This is a genomic window from Stenotrophomonas sp. YAU14D1_LEIMI4_1, from assembly GCF_003086815.1.
Classification (GTDB): Bacteria; Pseudomonadota; Gammaproteobacteria; order Xanthomonadales; family Xanthomonadaceae; genus Stenotrophomonas.
In genome coordinates this window covers 242,930-263,285 of the sequence record NZ_CP025997.1, presented here as the reverse complement: position 1 = coordinate 263,285, position 20,356 = coordinate 242,930, and the positions used below count along the sequence as shown (strand labels likewise).

Genomic DNA, 20,356 nt, shown 5'->3' with positions numbered 1-20,356 from the left:
CTGCCCCATGCTCTATCTGTCCCTGGCTGTGATCTGCAGCGTGCTGGTGTCGGTGCTGTTGAAGCTGGCCGGGCGGCGCGCACTGGACGTGCCGCAGATGGTGACCTGGAACTACCTGGTGGCCGCCACCCTGACCGCCGCAGTGCTGCAGCCGCCGCTGGATGCGCTGCGCGCGCCGCATGCGCCGTGGGCCGCGCTGCTGGCGCTGGCGGTGGTGCTGCCGACCATTTTCCTGGTGCTGGGGCGCGCGGTGGCGGTGGCCGGCATCGTGCGCAGCGATGTGGCCCAGCGCCTGTCGCTGCTGCTGTCACTGGCCGCGGCCTTCCTGTTCTTCGGCCAGACCGCCACGCCGTGGAAGCTGGCCGGGCTGGCGCTGGGCCTGGTGGCCATGGTGGCGATCAGCCTGCGCCCGCGCGGGCCGGCCGTGGCCGCCTCGCCCGGCGGCTGGGGCTGGCTGCTGGGGGTGTGGGGCGGGTTTGCGGTGGTGGACGTGCTGCTGAAGCAGGTGGCGCTGTCCGGTACGCCGTCGATGGCGGCGGTGCTGGCCAGTTTCAGCGTGGCCTTCGTGCTGATGCTGGCGCTGCAGCTGTGGCGGCACTTCAGCGGGCGCAGCCGGCTGGCCTGGCGCAACCTGGGCGCCGGCGCACTGCTGGGCCTGCTCAACGGCGGCAACATTCTCTTCTATGTGCACGCGCACCAGTCGATGCCGGACAGCCCGGCCACCGTGTTCGCCGGCATGAACATCGGCGTGGTGGTGCTGGGCGCGTTGGTGGGCGTGTTCGCCTTCGGCGAGGCCACCACGAAGTGGAACCGCGCCGGCCTGGCGCTGGCGGTGCTGGCGATCGGCTTGATCGCCTGGGGTTAGGCGTGCCCGGGGTCGGATCCCATTCCAACGGAATGGGCTCTGACCCCTGCATCCTCCCAACAGCAGTCGAGCATGGCTCGACTCTACGGAAAGCCGCCGGGCGTGCCCCGGCGAATCCTTATTTGTCGAAGCCCAGCAGCAGCGGGTCGTGGTCGGAACTGCGCCACGGGCCCTGCACGTTGCGGCCCTGATAGCCGCTGGCGTCCTGTTCGTCGGCATTGCTGTGCCATTCGGCGGCGCCGGCCAAGCGCTGGGCCATGCTGGCGCTCAGCAGTGCGTGGTCAAGGCGACCGCTGTAGCCGTTGTAGACATAGCTGTAGGGGTGCTCGACCTTGGCCACCTTGAACGCATCCTGCCAGCCCAGGTCGTGCAGGGTGCGGATCGGGTCTTCCATCGCGTAGGCATTGAAGTCGCCCAGCAGCACGATGTCCTTCACCTTCAGGCGCGCGGCTTCGGCCTTCACCCACTGGTTGAGCTGACGCGCCGATTCCACGCGGGTGGCGTTCCAGCAGCCCTGCCCGTCGTTCTGGTCGGCGTCGGCACCACTGGCGTCGCGGCAGCCCTTCGACTTGAAGTGGTTGGCCACCACCATGAACGGTGCGCCCTTGCCCTGGAACGCCTGCGCCAGCGGCGCGCGGCTGTGTTCGGCGAACGGGCCATCGAGCTTGGTCAGCGGCCGGCCCAGCGGCTTGAACGCACCGCGCTTGTAGATGATGCCGACCCGGATCGGATTGGTGCCCGGGCCTTCGCCGGCGTCAACGAACGCCCAGTGCTGCGTGGCGGGCAGGCCGGCATTGAGCGCGCCGACCAGTTCGGCGATGGCCGACTGCGGACCGTAGCCGTCGTTTTCCAGTTCCATCAGCGCGGCGATATCGGTATCCAGGGCGCTGATGGTGGCCACCAGCTTGGCCACCTGTGCCTTGTGTTCGTCCAGCGTGCGCGCGCCGCGCAGGGTCGGGAAGCCGCCGCCCTGACCGTCGCCGTTGAAGAAGTTTTCCAGGTTGAACGCCGCGATCTGCAGGCTGCCGGGCACCTTCGGCACCGCCGGGCGCTGCAGCTCCGGCAGCTGCAAGGCGCCGTCCACCTGCAGGCGGGCACGGCCCTGCGCGTCGACGCGCACGGTGCCTTCCACGTTGCGCAGCTGCATGCCGGTGCGCAGCACCGGGTTGCCCGGCAGGTAGGCCACGCTGCCGGGGTCGCGGGCGTCGCTGCCGTCGTCCAGCAGCAGGCGGCGGCGCTGGTTGTCGGCCATCACCTGTTCACTGCCAGCGGTCCCCGGGGCGGCCACTTCGCTGGGCTGCCACAGGCGGCCATCGAAGGCCACGGTCAGCTCGCCGAAGCGTTCCAGGCCGTCGGTGCCAGCCAGGGTGAGCGGCGCGGCGATGCGCACGTGCTGGCCCTGCAGGGTGCGCCAGTCGGCCGGGGCCGCGGTAAGCACCACGGTGGCGCTGCTGCGCGGGGCCGGGCTGGCGGCCGGGGCCGGCGTGGCCTGCGGCTGGGCCTGGGCGAACACAGCGGCCGGCAGCAACAGGGACAGAGCAAGGGCGAGGGAACGGCGGCGCATCGACTCACGACTCCATGAATTGAGGCGCACAGACTAACCCTGAAATGCGAAACCCCCGCGACGCGGGCGGTTTTGGCCTTGGCCGGCAAAGCCGCTGGGGGGCGCGACAGGGGCAACCCGGGAAACCGGGGCAACCCGGGAAACCGGGGCAACCGGGGCAACCGGCGGGTAGAGTCGACTGTCAGTCGACTATCGCGCGCAGCGCGGGCGTTTCGGTGGCATTGGGAAGAGCAGTCGACCAACGGTCGACTCTACCGGGCGTTCCCCCGTTCGCCCATCCGGCCGTTATTTCAGGTTGCCCAGCATCCAGTCCACGGTGGCGTGGATCTGCTCTTCGGTCAGCGCCGGGTTGCCGCCCTTGGGCGGCATGATGCCGCCATCGGGGCCGGTGTAGCCCTCGATGGCGTGCTTGTAGAGGGTGTCCTTGCCCTGTGCCAGGCGCTGGTCCCAATGCGCGTGGTCCAGGGTGGGGGCCTGGCCGACACCGGTGGTGTGGCAGGCGGTGCACAGGTTGTCGAAGATGACCTTGCCATCGGTGGTGCCGCCATAGGCCACCTGGGCGGCGGCCTTGGCCAGCGCGGCAGCCTTGGCTGCGGCCTGCGCGGCCGCGCCGGTGCTGCCGGCGTACACCGCACCGGTGGGCGCGATGCGCTGCTCGGTGCGCTTGGCCGCCGTAGGCGACACTTCAGGCGGAACACGCGTGTGGATGTACGCGGCCAGCAGGATCAGGCCAAGGGTGATGGCGGCCAACAGGGCGATCACCATGGAAAAGCGTTTCAGGAACTCCAGATCGTAATTCCGCACTCTTCGTTACCCCTGGCTGGTAGTCGTAGGACCACGGCTGAGCGACTGCGTGTAGGGGCGAGTATAGAACGCGCTTTGCGCGCGACAACAGGCGCCCGTGCTGGTGCGGCGCAGCATGCGGCCGCACGCGGGTAGCGCCGGGCCATGCCCGGCGAACAGAAACCGTCGAGCAAGCTCGACGCTACGAAAGCGGGGCGCCGACGGCGCGCAGGCAGAAGCTGCAGATCGCGTCCACCAGCGCGTCTTCGTCGCGGTGTGCTTCTCGGCTGGGCGCGGTGGGGCCCACCATCGCTTCGGTGAACGCCCCCACCAGGCACGCGGCGGCGGCATGGGTGTCCTGCGCCGGCAGTTCGCCGCTGGCCACGCCTTCTTCCAGCAGGCGCAGGAACACATCGCCGAAGGCGCGGCGCCCGCGCATGCGCTCGGCTTCCACGTCCGGGTCCACCGGCTCGACGATGAAGGCATGGGCCAGCCCCGGCCCGGCCAGGGCGCGGCGCACGAAGGCGGAGATGGCCAGGCGCAGGCGCTCGCCCACCGGCCCCGGCGCGGCAGCAATGCGCTCCATGATCGCCACTTCATGGGCCACGGCCGCGTTCAGCACCTCCACGAACAGCTCGGCCTTGGACGGGAAATGCCGGTAGATCAGCCCGGTGGACATGCCGGCCTGGGTGGCCACGGCGGTCACCGGGGCGTTGCGCCAGCCGCCAGCGGCCACCAGCGCACGGGTGGCCAGCAGGATCCGTTCACGGGCCCCGGCCAGGCGTTCTTCCATCAATGCAGAGCGTTTGTAGGCCATGTTCTGATTCTAGTTTCAATTTTTGAATTTGTATTCACTTCTTCATCGAACCCCGCTACGCTGGGCCCGAATCGCCCGTGCGGGGCCTGCCTTCAACAGGCCCCGCTCCCCCTTCACGGGTGCGTCCATTCCCCACCTTCCCTCGTGGAGCCACCGCAATGCACGTGCCATCCCTGAACTTCGATCTTGGCGAAGAGATCGACCTGCTGCGCCAGAGCGTGGCCCATTTTGCCGCCGCCGAGGTCGCTCCGCTCGCTGCCGAGGCCGATGCCAGCAACCAGTTCCCGCTGGCGCTGTGGCCGAAGCTGGGCGAACAGGGCCTGCTGGGCCTGACCGTGGAAGAAGAATACGGTGGCACCGGCATGGGCTACCTGGCCCACGTGGTGGCGATGGAAGAGATCTCGCGCGCTTCGGGTGGCATCGGCCTGTCCTACGGCGCGCACTCCAACCTGTGCGTGAACCAGCTGCGCAAGAACGGCAGCGAGGAACAGAAGCAGCGCTTCCTGCCCGACCTGTGCAGCGGTGCGAAGGTGGGTGCACTGGCGATGAGCGAGCCGGGCGCCGGTTCGGACGTGGTGTCGATGAAGCTGCGCGCGGACAAGCGCGGCGACCGCTACGTACTGAACGGCAACAAGATGTGGATCACCAACGGCCCCGACGCCGACGTGCTGGTGGTCTACGCCAAGACCGACATGGACGCCGGTGCCAAGGGCATCACCGCCTTCCTGGTGGAAAAGGGCATGAAGGGCTTTTCCACCGCGCAGAAGCTGGACAAGCTGGGCATGCGCTCCTCGCCCACCTGTGAACTGGTATTCCAGGACTGCGAAGTGCCCGAAGAAAACGTGCTGGGTGCCATCGGCGGCGGCGTGCGCGTGCTGATGTCCGGCCTGGATTACGAGCGCGTGGTGCTGTCGGGCGGTCCGCTGGGCCTGATGGCCGCGGCCATGGACGTGGTGATGCCCTACGTGCACGAACGCCACCAGTTCGGCGAGGCGATCGGCAGCTTCCAGCTGATCCAGGCCAAGATTGCCGATATGTACGTGGGCCTGGGCGCCTGCCGCGCCTACGTCTACGCGGTGGCGCGCGCCTGCGACCAGGGCCGCACCACCCGCCAGGACGCCGCCGGCGCCATTCTGTATGCCGCCGAAAAAGCCACCTGGCTGACCGGCCAGGCGATCCAGATCCTGGGCGGCAACGGCTACATCAACGAATACCCGACCGGCCGCCTGTGGCGCGACGCCAAGCTGTACGAAATCGGCGCCGGCACCTCGGAAATCCGCCGCATGCTGATCGGCCGCGAACTGTTCCAGCGCACCCTGTAAGGCCACTGCGATGACCGTATTGAACACCCAGCTGCAACCGGGCAGCGACACGTTTGAAAGCAACCGCGCGGCCATGCAGGCCGTGGTCGACGATCTGCACGCCACCCTGGCACGCACCGCGCTGGGTGGCAGCGAGGCGGCACGCGCCAAGCACACCGCGCGCGGCAAGCTGCTGGTACGCGACCGCATCGACGCCCTGCTCGACCCGGGCAGCGCCTTCCTGGAAATCGCGCCGCTGGCCGCGCACGGCATGTATGAAGATGCGGTGCCCGCAGCGGGCGTGGTGGCCGGCATCGGCCGGGTAAGCGGCGTGGAGTGCGTGATCGTGGCCAACGATGCCACGGTGAAGGGCGGCACCTACTACCCGGTCACGGTGAAGAAGCACCTGCGCGCGCAGGAAGTGGCCGAGCAGAACCGCCTGCCCTGCATCTACCTGGTCGATTCGGGCGGCGCCTTCCTGCCCCTGCAGGACGAGGTCTTCCCCGACCGCGATCATTTCGGCCGCATCTTCTACAATCAGGCCAACCTGTCGGCGCAGGGCATTCCGCAGATCGCCTGCGTGATGGGCAGCTGCACCGCCGGTGGCGCCTACGTACCGGCCATGAGCGATGAAACGGTGATCGTGCGTGAACAGGGCACGATCTTCCTGGGCGGCCCGCCGCTGGTGAAGGCCGCCACCGGCGAAGTGGTAACTGCCGAAGAGCTGGGCGGCGCCGACGTGCACACGCGCATTTCCGGCGTGGCCGACCACATGGCCGACAACGACCTGCAGGCACTGGCGCGGGTGCGCGCGATCATCGCCCAGCTGAACTGGCGCAAGCCGGAACCGGCGATGGCCGTGCAGGCACCCGAAGAGCCGCTGCTGCCGGCGCATGAGCTGTATGGCGTGATTCCCGCCGACACGCGCAAGCCCTACGACGTGCGCGAAGTGATCGCGCGCCTGGTGGACGGCTCGCGTTTCGATGAATTCAAGCCGCGCTATGGCGCGACCCTGGTCACCGGTTTTGCCCATCTGAACGGCTACCCGATCGGCATCATCGCCAACAACGGCATCCTGTTCTCCGAATCGGCCCTGAAAGGCGCGCACTTCATCGAACTGTGCACCCAGCGCAACATCCCGCTGGTGTTCCTGCAGAACATCACCGGCTTCATGGTCGGCCGCAAGTACGAACAGGGCGGCATCGCCAAGGATGGGGCCAAGCTGGTGATGGCCGTGGCCTGCGCCAAGGTGCCCAAGTTCACCGTGGTCATCGGCGGCTCGTTCGGCGCCGGCAACTACGGCATGTGCGGCCGCGCCTATTCGCCCAACTTCCTGTGGATGTGGCCCAACGCACGCATCGGCGTGATGGGCGGCGAGCAGGCCGCCAGCGTGCTGGCCACGGTGAAGCGCGATGGCATCGAGGCCAAGGGCGGCCAGTGGCCGGCCGAAGAAGAAGATGCATTCAAGGCGCCCATCCGCGAGCAGTTCGAACAGCAGGGCCACCCCTACTACGCCAGTGCCCGCCTGTGGGATGACGGCGTGATCGATCCGGTCGATACCCGCCGAGTACTGGCCCTGGCGCTGTCGGCCAGCCTGAACGCCGCCCCGCAGCAGACGCGCTTCGGCGTGTTCCGCATGTAACCCATGCCATGACCGAGCACGCTCCCATGAAGCCCGTTGCCATGTTCACCAAGATCCTGATCGCCAACCGTGGCGAAATCGCCTGCCGCGTGATTGCCACCTGCCGTCGCCTGGGCATCGCCACCGTGGCGGTGTATTCCGATGCCGACCGCACCGCGCGCCACGTGCGCCTGGCCGACGAAGCCGTGCATATCGGCCCGCCCGCCGCCCGCGACAGCTACCTGCGCGCCGACGTGCTACTGGACGCGGCGCGGCGCACGGGTGCACAGGCCATCCACCCCGGTTATGGCTTCCTGTCCGAGAATGCGGACTTCGCCGATGCGTGTGCCGCTGCGGGCATCACCTTCATTGGCCCGCCGGCCAGCGCCATCCGCGCGATGGGCGACAAGAGCGCGGCCAAGGCGCTGATGGCCCAGGCCGGCGTACCGCTGACCCCGGGCTACCACGGCGACCAGCAGGCACCGGCCTTCCTGCGCGAACAGGCCGATGCCATCGGCTACCCGGTACTGATCAAGGCCAGCGCCGGCGGCGGTGGCAAGGGCATGCGCAAGGTTGAACGCAGCGACGATTTCGTCGATGCGCTGGCCAGCTGCCAGCGCGAGGCCGCATCGGCCTTCGGCAACGACCATGTGCTGGTCGAAAAGTATGTCGAGCGCCCGCGCCACATCGAGATCCAGGTGTTCGGCGATACCCACGGTGATGCGGTCTACCTGTTCGAGCGCGACTGCTCGGTGCAGCGCCGCCACCAGAAGGTGCTGGAAGAAGCACCGGCGCCGGGCATGAGCGCCGAGCGCCGCGCGGCCATGGGCAAGGCGGCCGTCGATGCCGCGCGCGCGGTGGGCTACGTGGGCGCCGGCACGGTGGAGTTCATTGCCGGTCCGGATGGCGATTTCTACTTCATGGAAATGAACACCCGCCTGCAGGTGGAACATCCGGTGACCGAGTTCATCACCGGCACCGATCTGGTGGAGTGGCAGCTGCGTGTTGCGGCTGGCCAGCCGATGCCGCTGCGCCAGGAGCAATTGGCCATCCACGGCCACGCCATCGAAGCGCGGCTGTATGCCGAAGATGCCGACCGCGGCTTCCTGCCGTCCACCGGCACCCTGCGCCGCCTGCGACTGCCGACGCCGTCGGCGAACGTGCGCGTGGATACCGGCGTAGAGGAAGGCGACAGCATCACCCCGTACTACGACCCGATGATTGCCAAGCTGATCGTCTGGGACGTGGACCGCGATGCCGCGCTGCGCCGCATGAGCCAGGCCCTGGCCGACTGCCAGGTAGTGGGCGTGACCACCAATGCCGGCTTCCTGCGCCGGCTGGTGAACACCGATTCGTTTGCCAACGCGAAGCTGGATACCGCGCTGATCGAACGCGAGCAGACCGCACTGAATGCAGTGGGCGATGCCGATGACGATCTGTGGCAGCTGGCGGCCGTCGCGGCCGTGGCCAGCGCCGCGCGTGCCGGCAGCGATGCGCGCGATCCGCATTCACCCTGGCAGGCGCAGGATGGCTGGCGCCTGGGTGCCGCCGCAGCGCGCGTGCTGCCGCTGCAGCAGGGCGAGCGCACGCGCACCCTGAAGGTGTGGGCGCAGGCCGACGGCTGGCGCGTGCAGTGCGATGACGCGGCGCCGGCAACGCTGATCGGCACCGCCGATGCACAGCAGCTGACGCTGCAGGTAGGTGGTCGGCGCCGGTCGGCGCAGCTGCTGCGCGACGGCGGCCAGCTGTTCCTGTTCGATGCAGCGGGCCAGCACCGCTTCACCCTGCACGATCCGGTTGCCGAATCGGACACTGCAAGCACCGATGCCGGCAGCCTGCTGGCACCGATGCCGGGCAGGATCGTGGCCACCCTGGTCCAGGCGGGCACCCAGGTGAAGCGCGGCACGCCGCTGGTCGTGCTGGAGGCCATGAAGATGGAGCACACCCTGCAGGCACCGGCCGATGGCACGGTGAAGGGGTACCGCGCCAAGGCGGGCGACCAGGTGGGGGATGGCGCGGTGCTGGTGGATTTCGAGGTGGGTTGAGGTTGGGTGGGCGCGTGCTCAGCTGGCCATGTTCAGCTGGGCCGACTGCCGTGCCCGCCGATCAGCTACTCCGCGTGCGGCGTAACCAGTGCTAACGTACTGGTCGGCCGGCCAGTCGGCCACCTTCCCATCAACAGCCAGAATGGAAGCACCCATGCCATTGCCAGCCTTGGAAGCCGACGTCGTGCGTCGTTTGATCGACCGACTGTCACACGACGATCTCTTTCGCGCCCAGTTCGTGCGGGATCCGGGTGATGCGCTGGTACAGGTAGGGTTTGATGCAGCACGCAACCCAGACGACTGGAAGGCCCTGAGCATGTGCTTCCTCGTTGGCGAGCTTGCGCCGAAGGAATCCATTCTTGCGGCCAGAGACGAGATCCATGCGTTGCTGACGTCTGCAATCAACCAGATCGTTCCGGCACTGGATGCGAATCCTGGACGCGCGCACGTTCTGAAGCCGTGGTCGTCCCGGACGCGAGCCGCCTGATTGTCGCGCAGGAAGCGCGACATACCGGCACGATGAGGTCAGTCGACCCGTTGCCAGACCGACTGCCGCGGATCCAGCTCGGCAGTCTGCATGGACGGTCCACGCCAACCAAATCCGGATACGGCCAACACCCCCTGACGGGAGCTGTCCAGGTCCAGTGCCTGCTCGATGCTGCGCTCATTGATCGCACCGGTAATGAACGCGGCCGCGCCACACTCGGTGGCTGCCAGATACAGCATCTGCGAAAGATGCCCGGCCTCCAGCGCAACCACGCGGTAGCCCTTGGCATGACGCCGATACTTCCAGAACGTGCGGTCGAAATCGGCGACGGTCAGTACCAGGCAGTGCGCATCCGCGAACCAATGTTGCTGGGCCACGCATTGCATCGAGAATGCATGCAGATCGCCCCCCGGCGCGGGCAGCGGCATCAGCTGGTTGCGGATCCCGTGGTAGCGGTACAGCCCTGCGGGAATGCCTTCCACGTTCTGCACCACCAGATACGCGTGGCAAGGGTGAAGACCGCCACCAGAAGGACTGTTGCGCTTCTCGAATGACAGCTCATCGCTGACATCCACAACGGCCTGCGCGCCAAACGTGCGGTGCAGCACCTGGGTGAACACCTCCAGGGTCAAGGGACGCGCGCTGTCGAAATTGCGGCAGGTAGCCCGTCGAGCCAGCAGATCATCCAGTGCTGTCCGTTCCGGCGCTGGCAGATCGATGGTCGACCCAGCGGGTTCTACTGCCTGGTGAATGGGTGGCGGGCCCAACACATCCAGCATGCCCGTTGCCGTGCCCACACCGGCGTCCTCGGTGTTCTTTACCGCATCGACGCCCTCCCAGCGAGTGAATGCATGCATCACGGCATTGAGCGGGTGCCAGTAGCTCTGGCGTATGGCCTCATCGCGCTGCCGATGCTCGACCAGGGTTGCGTCCGAGCACTGCCGGGTGATCACAAGCCCTCGTTCTACCAGGCCACGCAGCAACGGCTCATCCAGCGCGTGCTCGGCCCATTGCACTGGACTCAGCGTACCGAGCAGTTCCCGTTCTGCGGCCGAGACCGTGGTGGGTTCTGCCAGGTGCGGCGCCAGCGCAACCCAGTGCTGCTCGCGCAGCAAGCCATTGCCGCCAGCCAGCAAGCCCTCCAGGGCGAAGCGCACAACCTCGCGCGGCTCGAAGAAGAGGATTTCACAACGACGGATCTGATCAACAAGTGGCATGGACAAGAGCGAGGCGCAATCAATCCCCTTCTTTACCATTGCCTGCGGCCGGTGACTATACTGCCGGCCAACTTCGAACAAGGAATGGTGACATGGCCCTACCCTCGCTGGACATTGGCGTTGCACGTCGCTTGGTCGATCTACTGGCCACCGATGACGCGTTCCGCGCGCAGTTCTCTGCAAACCCGGGTGAAGCCTTGCTGGCAGTCGGATTCGATGCGCAGCGCCAGCCGGCTGAGTGGGAGGTGCTGCGCGTTTGTTTCGCTGTGCGCGAGCTGGCGTCGAAGGAAGTGATCGCCGCCGCACGCGATGAGATCAACCTGATGCTGACCTCGGGTATGGCCCAGTTGGTACCGGCACTGGATGCCGGCCTGGGAGGCGTCCACGTTCTGAGGCAGCCTGCACCGGGTTCCAAGGCCCGGGCTGCCTGATTCCGCACCAATGGGCCGGTGCCCGATGGACAGCGCGTCGTCGGGCGTCCAGGTCGGAAGCGGGTTGGCGCCAAGCATTTCGCGCCGTATGTAACCCCACCCGGACTTGAGGTGGGCGATACCCGTCCCCATCCCGGTTTCCCATCTGCTCGTGCGGCGGCGCGGTTGATCGATCAGAGTGGGGACTTATGTTCATTCCAGATCTGCTACAGCGGCTCGGAATCGTTGGTCGCTCGAGTCTGGGCCCGCCACCTCAAGCCACACCTGATGACCGATTGGTTTCGAGGCCGTCATGTGTTATCTCCTCTGGTGAGTGCGAGGTACAGCAACGTCGAATGTCCGCGCCGTCAATGTTGATCCGATCCGTGTGACGACCACCCCAAATTCAGACCACAAAGCAGGAAATTCCAATGACTCATAAGCGCCCCTTGACCGCCACCAGTGCAGTCCAATTGCTTGACCTTCTCTGCGCTGACGACACGTTCCGGACCCACTTTGCTGCGGATCCGACTGCTGCTCTCGCCGAGTACGGCCTGCAGAACATGACTGTCCCAGGCGCTTGCGCACTGCCGGGTGAGCTGGCGTCAAAGGAAGAATTTCTTGCGATCCGCCTGCAACTGCAGCAAGCCGTATCCCAGCGGGCAATTTTCAGCTTGCCACACTACTTCGAAGCTCGCCAAGGCCAGGCGTTGCTGGCCAACGTGGATCCGACACAAGCCGCCTGAATGGCGGAATCAGTGTCTCTGCCTTTCGCTTCCAAGTTGCGACAACAACGCAGCAGCACCAGGCGCATGGGTACTGCCCAGCAGTCTTCGCTCCTGGGAGGAACTCACTGAAATCCACGAACAATAAGCAGCCGTTACTAACTGCTACTCGGTCGCCATGAGTCCTCACTCGCTCCGTGCTGGAACCACTCAGAGGCGGTCAGTGCGTCGGACATTCGGAGTTCCGATGCACAAAGAAGGGGGCCGGCAATGCCGGCCCCTTTCTTTGTGTCACTGCGTCTTGTTGTACCAGACGTCCTGGCGGGTATCAGGACCAGCATTTTCATTCGCTCCAGATCCGCGCCAGCGGGTCGAATTCACTGGTGGCCTGACTCTGCGCACGCCACCCCAAGCCGCACATCATTATGGGACTTGACTCGATGCCATCCACCCCCAGCAACTCCTCCAAATCGATCTCATTGATGCCTGCAGTGACATAAGCCGCCAAGCCAAGCTCAGTGGCCGAGAGCATCCACTGCTGCGACAGATGACCTGCATCAAGCAAGACAGCACGATAGGCCTTGGAATGGTTCCGATATTTCCAGAAGCTGCGCGAGAATCGAGCGACCTGCACGATATGCACTGACGCATCGACGAACCAGTGCTGGCCGGACAAATAGCCGAGGACGGATTCACGAAGGCCTTCTCTATGGCTGGCGATTTCGCGCAATGAGTGCTCCACAGAATGATAGTGATACACTCCAGCCGCCAGACCTTCTACATCCAGTGAGATCACGTAGGTCTCCAATGGATGCAAACCACCTCCGGAAGGTATGTTCTTCTTCAGGAATTCAATCCCCGGACCTGGCCGAACCACCGCATGAGCCTTCATAGTCCGCTTCATCACCTGCGATAGCATTGGCAATGGCAATGCCCTGCTGCTATCGAAATTTCGGCAGGTAACGCGCAAACCCAGCAGTTCATCGCGCGCATCGGAGATCGTATCTGGCAGCCGGATGGCCGATGCGTCAGGCGCTGCTACCGAAGGTGGCGGTGGTCCAAACTTCATCAGAAGATCATCTGCGGTCACCAACTTGCTTTCGTGCATCTCCTTCGCGCTGTCGACGCCAGCCCAGCGCCCCATCCGATGAGCCAGTGCAGCCAACGGCCACCAGTTGGTTGACCGAACGTCTTCATCGCGCCCCTTGTGAGATTCCCACGCTGGATCGTCACTAATCAATATCCCGAGTTCGACCAATCGCATCATTTGGCTCTGATCCACGTGCACCTCAGTCACATCCACCCAGCGATCGGGCTCGAATTGGCCCAGAAGAATCAATTCTTCAGACGAGATATCAATCGGCGCGTCGAGATGGCCAGCCAGTGCATACCACTGCATTGTGGTCGCCAAACCAGCGCCTCCACTCATCAATAGCGGCATATCCAATGACAGTTCTGCCTTGGATTCGAACATGATGATGGAGCAACGGCGAACCTTCATATGAGAGTCCAATTAGCTCATGCGGAAATGCAGGCAGTATGGAGCTCCTCGACTACTAGTTCCATGACCCTCGGCCCCACACAAAGCAGTGCCGCGAGGAGGACTCCACTGCAGATCAACAGTGCAAAGAGCGAGTCGAGCGATGGCTTGATCGCCTAGTCCGCTTCCGGCGCCCCTTTCCAGATGTGACCGGCAGGATCAAGTTCCGTTGTTTCCATCGTGGAGGCACGCCAACCGAATCCGCAGACCGCCAGCACCCCTTCTCGCATGGGGTCCAATGAAAAGGCACGCTCGATTGCCTTCTCGTTGATTGCCGCTGTGATGAAGGCCCCCAGCCCCGCGTCTGTGGCGGCCAGATAGAGGGTCTGCGACAGGTGGCCGGCTTCCAGAGCAACAACCCTGTAGCTCTTGGCATGCTGGCGGTACTTCCAGAACGTACGGTCGAAGCGTGGCGCCAGCGCGATCAGCACATGAGCATCGGCGAACCAATGTTGCTGGCCGAGCACTCCCATCACGAACTGCCGATCAACGGTGATGTCCGTTGCTATCGGTTCCAGATGGTGGGTGTCGCCACGATAGTGGTACAGGCCTGGAGGCAAGCCTTCGACATTCTGGACGATCAGATAGGCCTCAACCGGGTGCAGTCCCCCACCCGACGGCACATTCTTCTTCAGGAACACCAGATCGTCGCTGACACGCTGTTCTCCGGTACTGCCAAAGACACGCTGCAGCATGCGCGACAGGGTCTGCAACGGAAGAAGACGCCCTGCATCAAAGTTTCGGCAGGTGGTTCGTCGCGCTAATAGCCCGTCGAATGCATCCGGTTCAGCACGGGGAAGGCGGATAGCTCCGGTCAAGCATCGCGATATGGTGGTGGACGGCGGTGCACCCAGGGTCTGTCGCATTTGTACCGCGGTCTCGGTTCGCGACTCACGCATGTTACTGACGGCATCAACACCATCCCAGCGCGAGAACGCATGCATCACGGCCGCAAGCGGGTGCCAATAGGTCGCGCGCAGCGCCTCGTCGGCACGACCCACCGCATTTTCAGGCTGGTCCTGCAGGAAAGCCAGGCCCGCTTGCACAAGTTCGCGCGCAACCGATGCATCTTCGCTGTCGTCATCGACGGACTGCCATGCGTTCGGGCTCAACTGCCCGAGCCAGTGCTGCTGCGCGCGACTGATTTCGACCGGCTCTGGCAAGTGCGGCGCCAGCGCGAACCAGGCGCGCGAACGGCGGAGGCCGTCCCCTCCACGAATCAGGTCTTCGAAATGGAACGTCGTCGTCTCCCGCGGTTCCATCATGACGATTGCGCAACGCCGGATCTGCATGGACTTTCCTGTTGGACACATCTGCCTTGTTATCGAACAGAACCGTCATTCCTTGATGGCCGTCTCAAATTCCTCAAGAAAGTCTTAAGGAGGCCGTCACTATGGAGGAGCTCCTCCTCACTCGAGATCCAACATGCCTTCCCTGAAGCTTGAACCTGCCGTCGCTTCTCATCTCGTCAACCTGCTCGCCACCGATGACGATTTCCGGGCTCGCTTCACCGCATCGCCGGAAGCGGCACTACTGGAAGCCGGCCATGTTCCGGCAGATCCGGCCGAACTGACCCAATTCGTCAACGAGTGCTGCTGCAACATCCACTTGGCAGACAAGAATGTCATCGTGCACGCGCTGCCGGAGATCGTCGGCATGCTCACTTCAGGCACTGCCTTCAACGTGCCTATGCTTGAGAATGGCTACAACGGCTCAGCGCCGCGCACGCTTCGCTGAGCGACGTCAACCAGAAGAAGGGGAGGCCGCAGCCCTCGGAAGCTGCGGCTTTTCAATGTCTTTGGCACGTTGAGCATCCCGCACGTCGAGGATGTTCAGACCCTGCAGACAGAACGCGCACTCAATCTCAGCGTAAGCCAGCCCAGGCCGGGCCCGTAACCAGCTCAGCTGCTGCTGCGCCAGGGTATCGAGCCGTGCCGCGCGCGCCGCGTGCAACGCGGCAACTCGAGTCTGCACTCTTGAACTCTTTCCCATGAAAGGATCAAGCACCTTCAGCGCCTCCAGCGGCTTGTTCTGATGGCGCAGATCTTCTGCGGCGATCACTGCATTGAACTCATGCACGACCAAGCTGTCCGGACGATTCCTCACTGCTGCAATGCGCGACTGCACGCGGTGAGCGATTGAGGTGTTTCCCAGCCTCAGAGCGACCAGAGCGGCAGCCTGCGCTGTCACGATGCGATCAATGACTTCTACCGCCGGCTGACCATCGATGCCGTCGAACGCGAGGCGACAGACTTCTTCCAGCAATGGGATCGCGCGCTGGCCTTTGCCCTCCTTGAGGTAGCTGACTGCCAGCGGGAGGTGGTACATGCTTCGTTCGAGTCCAGCCTTTTGCTGGCTTCGTTCCAAGCCGCGCGCTGCGGCGGCCAATGCGGCGCCGGTGTCACCCTGATCCAGGGCGACCGATGTGCGGGAGATATCGGCGTGGTAGTTGCCCGCATCGACTCGGTCCAGCAACTGGGTTGCCTTGCGGAAGTCGCCCCGCGCTGCAGCGACGGTGGCCTGCCGAGTCAGCGCCCCCTGCCACCCTCCGGCGGCCGCCAGTGCGAGCGCTCGGTCCGCCTCTTCGTAGCGACCAAGCCCGAGAAGGATGCGGCCGTACTGGTCCTGGCCAACTGCAAGCAGGTCGACCTGACTGGTTGCCACCCGCTGGGCCAAAGGCAAGGCGTCCTGCAGTCGGTTTTCGTTGTACAAGTTCATCGCAGCGTTGTTGCTGGCCGGCAGGTAATCCGGGTACATCTCCGCCATACGCAACCACGAATCTGTTGCGCGGTCTGGATCATTGATCTGCAACATCCAAGCACGAACGTAGAACGTTTCGCGGGCAGGCAGGTGGACCGTCCGTTCCGCGGCTTTTGCGAGCGCAGCGCCTGCTGAAGCAAAATCAGGAGTGGCGAAATGGCTGCGACTCTGACCCAGCCACGCAAGTGCGAACTGCGGATCAATGTCAGTTGCCTGGCGGTAGAATGCCAACGCCCCCTTGTAGTCGCCACGGACATAGCGCTTCTGCCCAAGGGCGAACGCACGCAATGCATCCATGCTGCCGGTGGTTACTTCAGGCAGGGCATGACTGTCGCGCTGGATCAGCGTCGTTTCTTCGCCCAGTGTGTCGCGCAGCTTTCGCGACACGTCATCCACTGCCGCCAGTACTGCACCTGGACGGGCATCAGCAGACACTACGGTAAGTGTTCGGAGGGTCGACGGCTCAACCACTTCAACGCTGAAGCGCGTACGCCCGCCCACATCGGTGGCTGATGGTACGAACAGCAGCCGAGCCCCGGCACGCATCGCTACGGCGGCGGCATCGCTGCGCTCGCGCACGCCGCCTTCCAGCGGCTTACGCATCATCTCCAACGTCCGTACGATGCGGTCATCACTGACGATATTGACGTAGCGCGACTGCTCCAGACTGATCCGGAATGCTTGGTCCAGCGCATCATCCAGCATTGGATTGCTGGTCAGGTTGCGCAGCCCAGCGAGCACCACCCAATCGCGCTCCGCGAACGCGATGGCCGGCTGCGGACGGGTCAGGAACCAGCCTCCGACCAGCAGGGCGGCAACCACTCCCACCTGCGCCGTCATCACCAGCGGCTGCCGCCAGAGCGGTATGTCCCGCGTTGCCTTGCCACTTTGCCGCGGGCGGCCGGGCGCCACCGTGGTCGGGTCCTGCAGGCCGAACACTTCCATCGACTGCGCCACGCCCTTGAAGCGCCAGCGCCCGTACGACTTCCACTTCAGGCCCTGCCCGGCGTCGCCCAGTTCGTGCACGGCACGGCGCGCCATCGATTCGGCGGCGGCCGACAGCAGCAATTGCCCGGGGCGTGCCAGCTGCATCAGGCGCGCGGCCATGGGCTTGGCCAGTCCTTCCACTTCCACCGGTTTGGCGCCCAACGCGATCGACTCGGCGCTGTTGTTCCACAACAGCACTTCGCCCACGTGCAGGCCCATGCGCGCGCGCAGCAGGATGGAGCGCTTGCCGCCCAGCGCCTGCAGCCCGCGCTGGTAATCCAGGGCGAAGCCCAGCGCATCCACCGGCCGTTCGAACAGCATGAACAAGCCGTCGGAGCGATCGATCTGCTGGCCGTTCCAGCGCTGCTGCAGGGCCATCACCAAGCGGTCGTGGTCCTGGAACAATTCGGCGGCGGCGGTATCGCCCATCCGCTCCACCAGCTGGGTGGAATCGCACAGATCAGTGAACAGCAGTGCCCGCAGTTGCGTGGTGTGCGGGGTCGACGTTCCGGTGTCGCCGTTCATCACCTGGGTCTCCGCTCATTGTCCGTCCGGGCCGTGGGCCCATCGCAGGCAGTTTCCGCCGGCGCGCTTGGCTTCGTAAAGCGCCCGATCGGCACCGGCATACCATTCGCTCCAGTCGGCCTCCGGTACCAGCATGCTGACGCCGATGCTGGCCAGGCTGACGTGCGGGGTGCCGTGGCCGCGTTCCAGCAGGCCGTGCACGGCGCTGAGGATGAACTCGGCGGCATGCTGGGCGGCCTCGCGGTCGGCGCGGCGCAGGATCAGGCAGAACTCATCGCCGCCCAGGCGGCAGGCCAGATCGTGCTCGCCGGCCATTGAACGCAGGATGTTGCCCATGCTCTGCAGCACCCGGTCGCCGGCCTGGTGGCCATGGCGGTCGTTGATCTGCTTGAAGTGGTCGCAGTCGATCAGCAGCAACGCCTGCGGCGGGCCGTCGGGGTGCGCGCGCGATTCCTTCAGGTACAGGGTCAGGCCGCGGCGGTTGTGCAGCCCGGTCAGTTCATCGGTACGCACCAGCTCGCGCGTATGGGTGAGCTGGTGGGTGGTGATGTACAGGTTGTCCAGCGCGGTTTCCAGGTCGTGGTTGCGCCGCCGCAGCTGGCTGATCAGCGCCTGTTCGTTGGCCAGTACACGCATGATCGTGCGGCGCAGGAACTGCGCCACCAGGCCGGGGTCGGCATCGACCAGGCGCTGGAAGGCATCCGGGCCCAGTTCCAGCACCGTGCAGTCGCTCATGGCGCGGGCGCCGGCGCTGCGGGCGTGGTTGCCCATCAGCAGGCCCAGTTCGCCGAAGAACTCGTGGCGGCCCAGGGTCTTCACCAGCAGGTCTTCGCCGAAGTCCAGTTCGACCTGGCCTTCCAGGATGACGTACATGCTCTGTCCCGGGTGCCCGCGCAGGAACAACCACTGGCCGGCCGGCAGCGGACGCGGCTGGGCAAACTGCGCGAACAGGGCCACTTCAGCGTCGGAAAGCACGGCATGCGTCATCCCGGCCATCGCCGCTGTGGCGATACCGGATGTCATGTCTGATGTCTCGGCTGAACCCCTGCCGGTCATTCCCTGCCGCCAGCGTCCCCTGGTGAGCAGCGGAGCATAGCACCGCTTGAAACTGTGCGCCGCTTCTCATTTTGCGTCAAATCGCCGCAGATCCCGGTGGGTTGCCCCGCGCAGCGCCTATTCAGCTGACGCAGTGCTCAGTTCGCTTACAACAACGCCGGCAGGTCCCCCGACCTGCCGGCGTCGTCTGGCCCTTCCCTGGCCACCCTGATCGGGGGTCGTTGGCGGGTGCCGGCCGGATTGCGCCAGTCGAGCAAGCTCGACTCTACGGACAGGGGCCGGCCGGATTCGGCTCAGGCCGCGCGCTCGCTGCGCCCGCCGTGGAACTGTTCTTCCTCGGTCGAGCCGGTCAGCGCGGTGGTCGAGGACTGCCCCTGCTGGATCGCCTGGGTCACTGCATCGAAATACCCAGTGCCCACTTCGCGCTGGTGCTTCACGGCGGTGAAACCACGCTCGGCGGCTTCGAATTCGGCCTCCTGCAGTTCCACGAAGGCGCTCATCTGGCGGCGCGCGTAGCCGTGGGCCAGGTTGAACATGCCGTAGTTCAGTGCGTGGAAGCCGGCCAGGGTGATGAACTGGAACTTGTAGCCATAGCTGCCCAGCTCGCGCTGGAACTTGGCGATGGTCGCGTCGTCCAGGTTCTTCTTCCAGTTGAAGCTGGGCGAGCAGTTGTAGGCCAGCAGCTTGCCGGGGAACTTCGCGTGGATCGCTTCGGCGAATTTCCGTGCGAATTCCAGGTCCGGCTTGCCGGTCTCGCACCACACCAGATCAGCGTACGGGGCGTAGGCCAGGCCGCGGCTGATCGCCTGGTCCAGACCGTTGCGGGTCTTGTAGAAGCCTTCCACGGTGCGCTCGCCGGTGGTGAACGGGCGGTCGTTGGCATCGATGTCGCTGGTCAGCAGATCGGCCGCCTCGGCATCGGTGCGCGCCACCAGCAGGGTCGGCACGCCCAGCACGTCAGCGGCCAGGCGCGCGGCGTTGAGCTTCTCGATCGCCTCGCGGGTCGGCACCAGCACCTTGCCGCCCATGTGCCCGCACTTCTTCACCGACGCCAGCTGGTCTTCGAAGTGCACACCGGCCGCACCGGCTTCGATCATCGCCTTCATCAGCTCGAAGGCATTGAGCACGCCGCCGAATCCGGCCTCGGCATCGGCCACGATGGGCTGCAGGAAATCGATCTCGTCCTTGCCTTCGGCATGGTGCAGCTGGTCGGCGCGCAGCAGGGTGTTGTTGATGCGCTTGACCACCGCCGGCACCGAATCGGCCGGGTACAGCGACTGGTCCGGGTACATCTGCCCGGCCAGGTTGGCATCGGCGGCCACCTGCCAGCCCGACAGATAGATCGCCTTCAGCCCGGCCTTGACCTGCTGCATGGCCTGGTTGCCGGTCAGCGCGCCCAGCGCATTGACGAACTCACGCTCGTGCAGCGAGGCCCACAGCTTTTCCGTGCCCAGCCGGGCCAGCGAATGCTCGATGTGGACCGTGCCGCGCAGGCGCACCACGTCGGCGGCGCTGTAGTTGCGCTGGATGCCTTCCCAGCGCGGGTGGGTGTCCCAGTCGTGCTGGATCTGTTCGGCAGTGGGCAGCGTGCTCATGTCTTTCTCCAGTTCGGTTCGTGCAGCGGGTGCAGCGGGGAAGGAAGCGGCGTGGGAG

Annotated in this window: 17 protein-coding genes; 8 read left to right on the top strand and 9 right to left on the bottom strand. The window is 65.3% G+C overall.

The window, feature by feature from the left end:
* The first annotated feature begins 7 nt into the window (after window positions 1–7).
* Window positions 8–865, top strand: a complete 858-nt coding sequence (locus C1932_RS01110; RefSeq protein WP_108751835.1) for a hypothetical protein — start codon at window positions 8–10, stop codon at window positions 863–865.
* A gap of 118 nt (window positions 866–983) precedes the next feature.
* Here C1932_RS01110 and C1932_RS01105 read toward each other — a convergent pair whose 3' ends face one another.
* The 3 genes from C1932_RS01105 to C1932_RS01095 all read right to left on the bottom strand — a co-directional run bounded on the left by C1932_RS01105 (window position 984) and on the right by C1932_RS01095 (window position 4,029).
* On the bottom strand, window positions 984–2,429 hold the full coding sequence (locus C1932_RS01105; RefSeq protein WP_108760936.1) for an ExeM/NucH family extracellular endonuclease: 1,446 nt from the start codon (window positions 2,427–2,429) through the stop codon (window positions 984–986).
* 285 nt (window positions 2,430–2,714) lie between these two features.
* Entirely contained in the window at window positions 2,715–3,233 is a 519-nt protein-coding gene (locus tag C1932_RS01100; protein ID WP_108760935.1) for a c-type cytochrome, read from the bottom strand.
* Window positions 3,234–3,414: 181 nt separating this feature from the next.
* Window positions 3,415–4,029, bottom strand: a complete 615-nt coding sequence (locus C1932_RS01095) for a TetR/AcrR family transcriptional regulator (RefSeq protein WP_108760934.1) — start codon at window positions 4,027–4,029, stop codon at window positions 3,415–3,417.
* A gap of 158 nt (window positions 4,030–4,187) precedes the next feature.
* Here C1932_RS01095 and C1932_RS01090 point away from each other — a divergent pair, with 158 nt between their 5' ends.
* The 4 genes from C1932_RS01090 (at window position 4,188) to C1932_RS01075 (ending at window position 9,483) form a co-directional block, all read left to right on the top strand.
* The gene (locus C1932_RS01090) at window positions 4,188–5,351 is read left to right on the top strand and encodes an isovaleryl-CoA dehydrogenase (protein WP_108760933.1); all 1,164 of its coding nucleotides are present in this window, start codon (window positions 4,188–4,190) and stop codon (window positions 5,349–5,351) included.
* A gap of 10 nt (window positions 5,352–5,361) precedes the next feature.
* Window positions 5,362–6,972: a carboxyl transferase domain-containing protein gene (locus C1932_RS01085; protein ID WP_108760932.1), complete on the top strand. Its 1,611-nt coding sequence runs from the start codon at window positions 5,362–5,364 to the stop codon at window positions 6,970–6,972.
* Window positions 6,973–7,013: 41 nt separating this feature from the next.
* Window positions 7,014–8,996, top strand: a complete 1,983-nt coding sequence (locus tag C1932_RS01080) for an acetyl/propionyl/methylcrotonyl-CoA carboxylase subunit alpha (RefSeq protein ID WP_108763310.1) — start codon at window positions 7,014–7,016, stop codon at window positions 8,994–8,996.
* A gap of 154 nt (window positions 8,997–9,150) precedes the next feature.
* A complete protein-coding gene (locus C1932_RS01075) occupies window positions 9,151–9,483 on the top strand; it encodes an NHLP-related RiPP peptide (RefSeq protein WP_159094473.1) in 333 nt (110 codons plus the stop codon).
* 38 nt (window positions 9,484–9,521) lie between these two features.
* On the opposite strand, the gene C1932_RS01070 is transcribed toward C1932_RS01075, so the two are convergent.
* A complete protein-coding gene (locus tag C1932_RS01070; protein WP_108760930.1) occupies window positions 9,522–10,700 on the bottom strand; it encodes a putative peptide maturation dehydrogenase in 1,179 nt (392 codons plus the stop codon).
* Between the two features lie 92 nt (window positions 10,701–10,792).
* On the opposite strand from C1932_RS01070, the gene C1932_RS01065 reads away from it, so the two are divergent.
* Window positions 10,793–11,131, top strand: coding sequence for an NHLP-related RiPP peptide (locus C1932_RS01065; RefSeq protein WP_108760929.1), 339 nt, complete (start codon window positions 10,793–10,795; stop codon window positions 11,129–11,131).
* 410 nt (window positions 11,132–11,541) lie between these two features.
* Complete coding sequence (locus tag C1932_RS01060; protein WP_108760928.1) at window positions 11,542–11,856, top strand: NHLP-related RiPP peptide; 315 nt, start codon at window positions 11,542–11,544, stop codon at window positions 11,854–11,856.
* 322 nt (window positions 11,857–12,178) lie between these two features.
* On the opposite strand, the gene C1932_RS01055 is transcribed toward C1932_RS01060, so the two are convergent.
* A complete protein-coding gene (locus C1932_RS01055; protein WP_108760927.1) occupies window positions 12,179–13,336 on the bottom strand; it encodes a putative peptide maturation dehydrogenase in 1,158 nt (385 codons plus the stop codon).
* Between the two features lie 155 nt (window positions 13,337–13,491).
* Entirely contained in the window at window positions 13,492–14,667 is a 1,176-nt protein-coding gene (locus C1932_RS01050) for a putative peptide maturation dehydrogenase (RefSeq protein WP_108760926.1), read from the bottom strand.
* Between the two features lie 133 nt (window positions 14,668–14,800).
* Between C1932_RS01050 and C1932_RS01045 the strand changes: the two genes are divergently transcribed.
* Window positions 14,801–15,112, top strand: a complete 312-nt coding sequence (locus C1932_RS01045) for an NHLP-related RiPP peptide (protein WP_108760925.1) — start codon at window positions 14,801–14,803, stop codon at window positions 15,110–15,112.
* 6 nt (window positions 15,113–15,118) lie between these two features.
* Here C1932_RS01045 and C1932_RS01040 read toward each other — a convergent pair whose 3' ends face one another.
* From C1932_RS01040 to aceA, 3 genes are all read right to left on the bottom strand, one after another.
* Window positions 15,119–17,647 (bottom strand): putative peptide modification system cyclase, encoded by a 2,529-nt coding sequence (locus C1932_RS01040; protein WP_108760924.1) that lies wholly within the window; start codon window positions 17,645–17,647, stop codon window positions 15,119–15,121.
* Window positions 17,648–17,662: 15 nt separating this feature from the next.
* A complete protein-coding gene (locus C1932_RS01035; RefSeq protein WP_108760923.1) occupies window positions 17,663–18,703 on the bottom strand; it encodes a GGDEF domain-containing protein in 1,041 nt (346 codons plus the stop codon).
* Window positions 18,704–18,996: 293 nt separating this feature from the next.
* Window positions 18,997–20,298 carry an isocitrate lyase gene (gene aceA / locus C1932_RS01030; RefSeq protein WP_108760922.1) on the bottom strand — a complete coding sequence of 434 codons (1,302 nt, stop codon included), beginning with the start codon at window positions 20,296–20,298 and terminating at the stop codon, window positions 18,997–18,999.
* Between the last annotated feature and the right edge of the window lie 58 nt (window positions 20,299–20,356).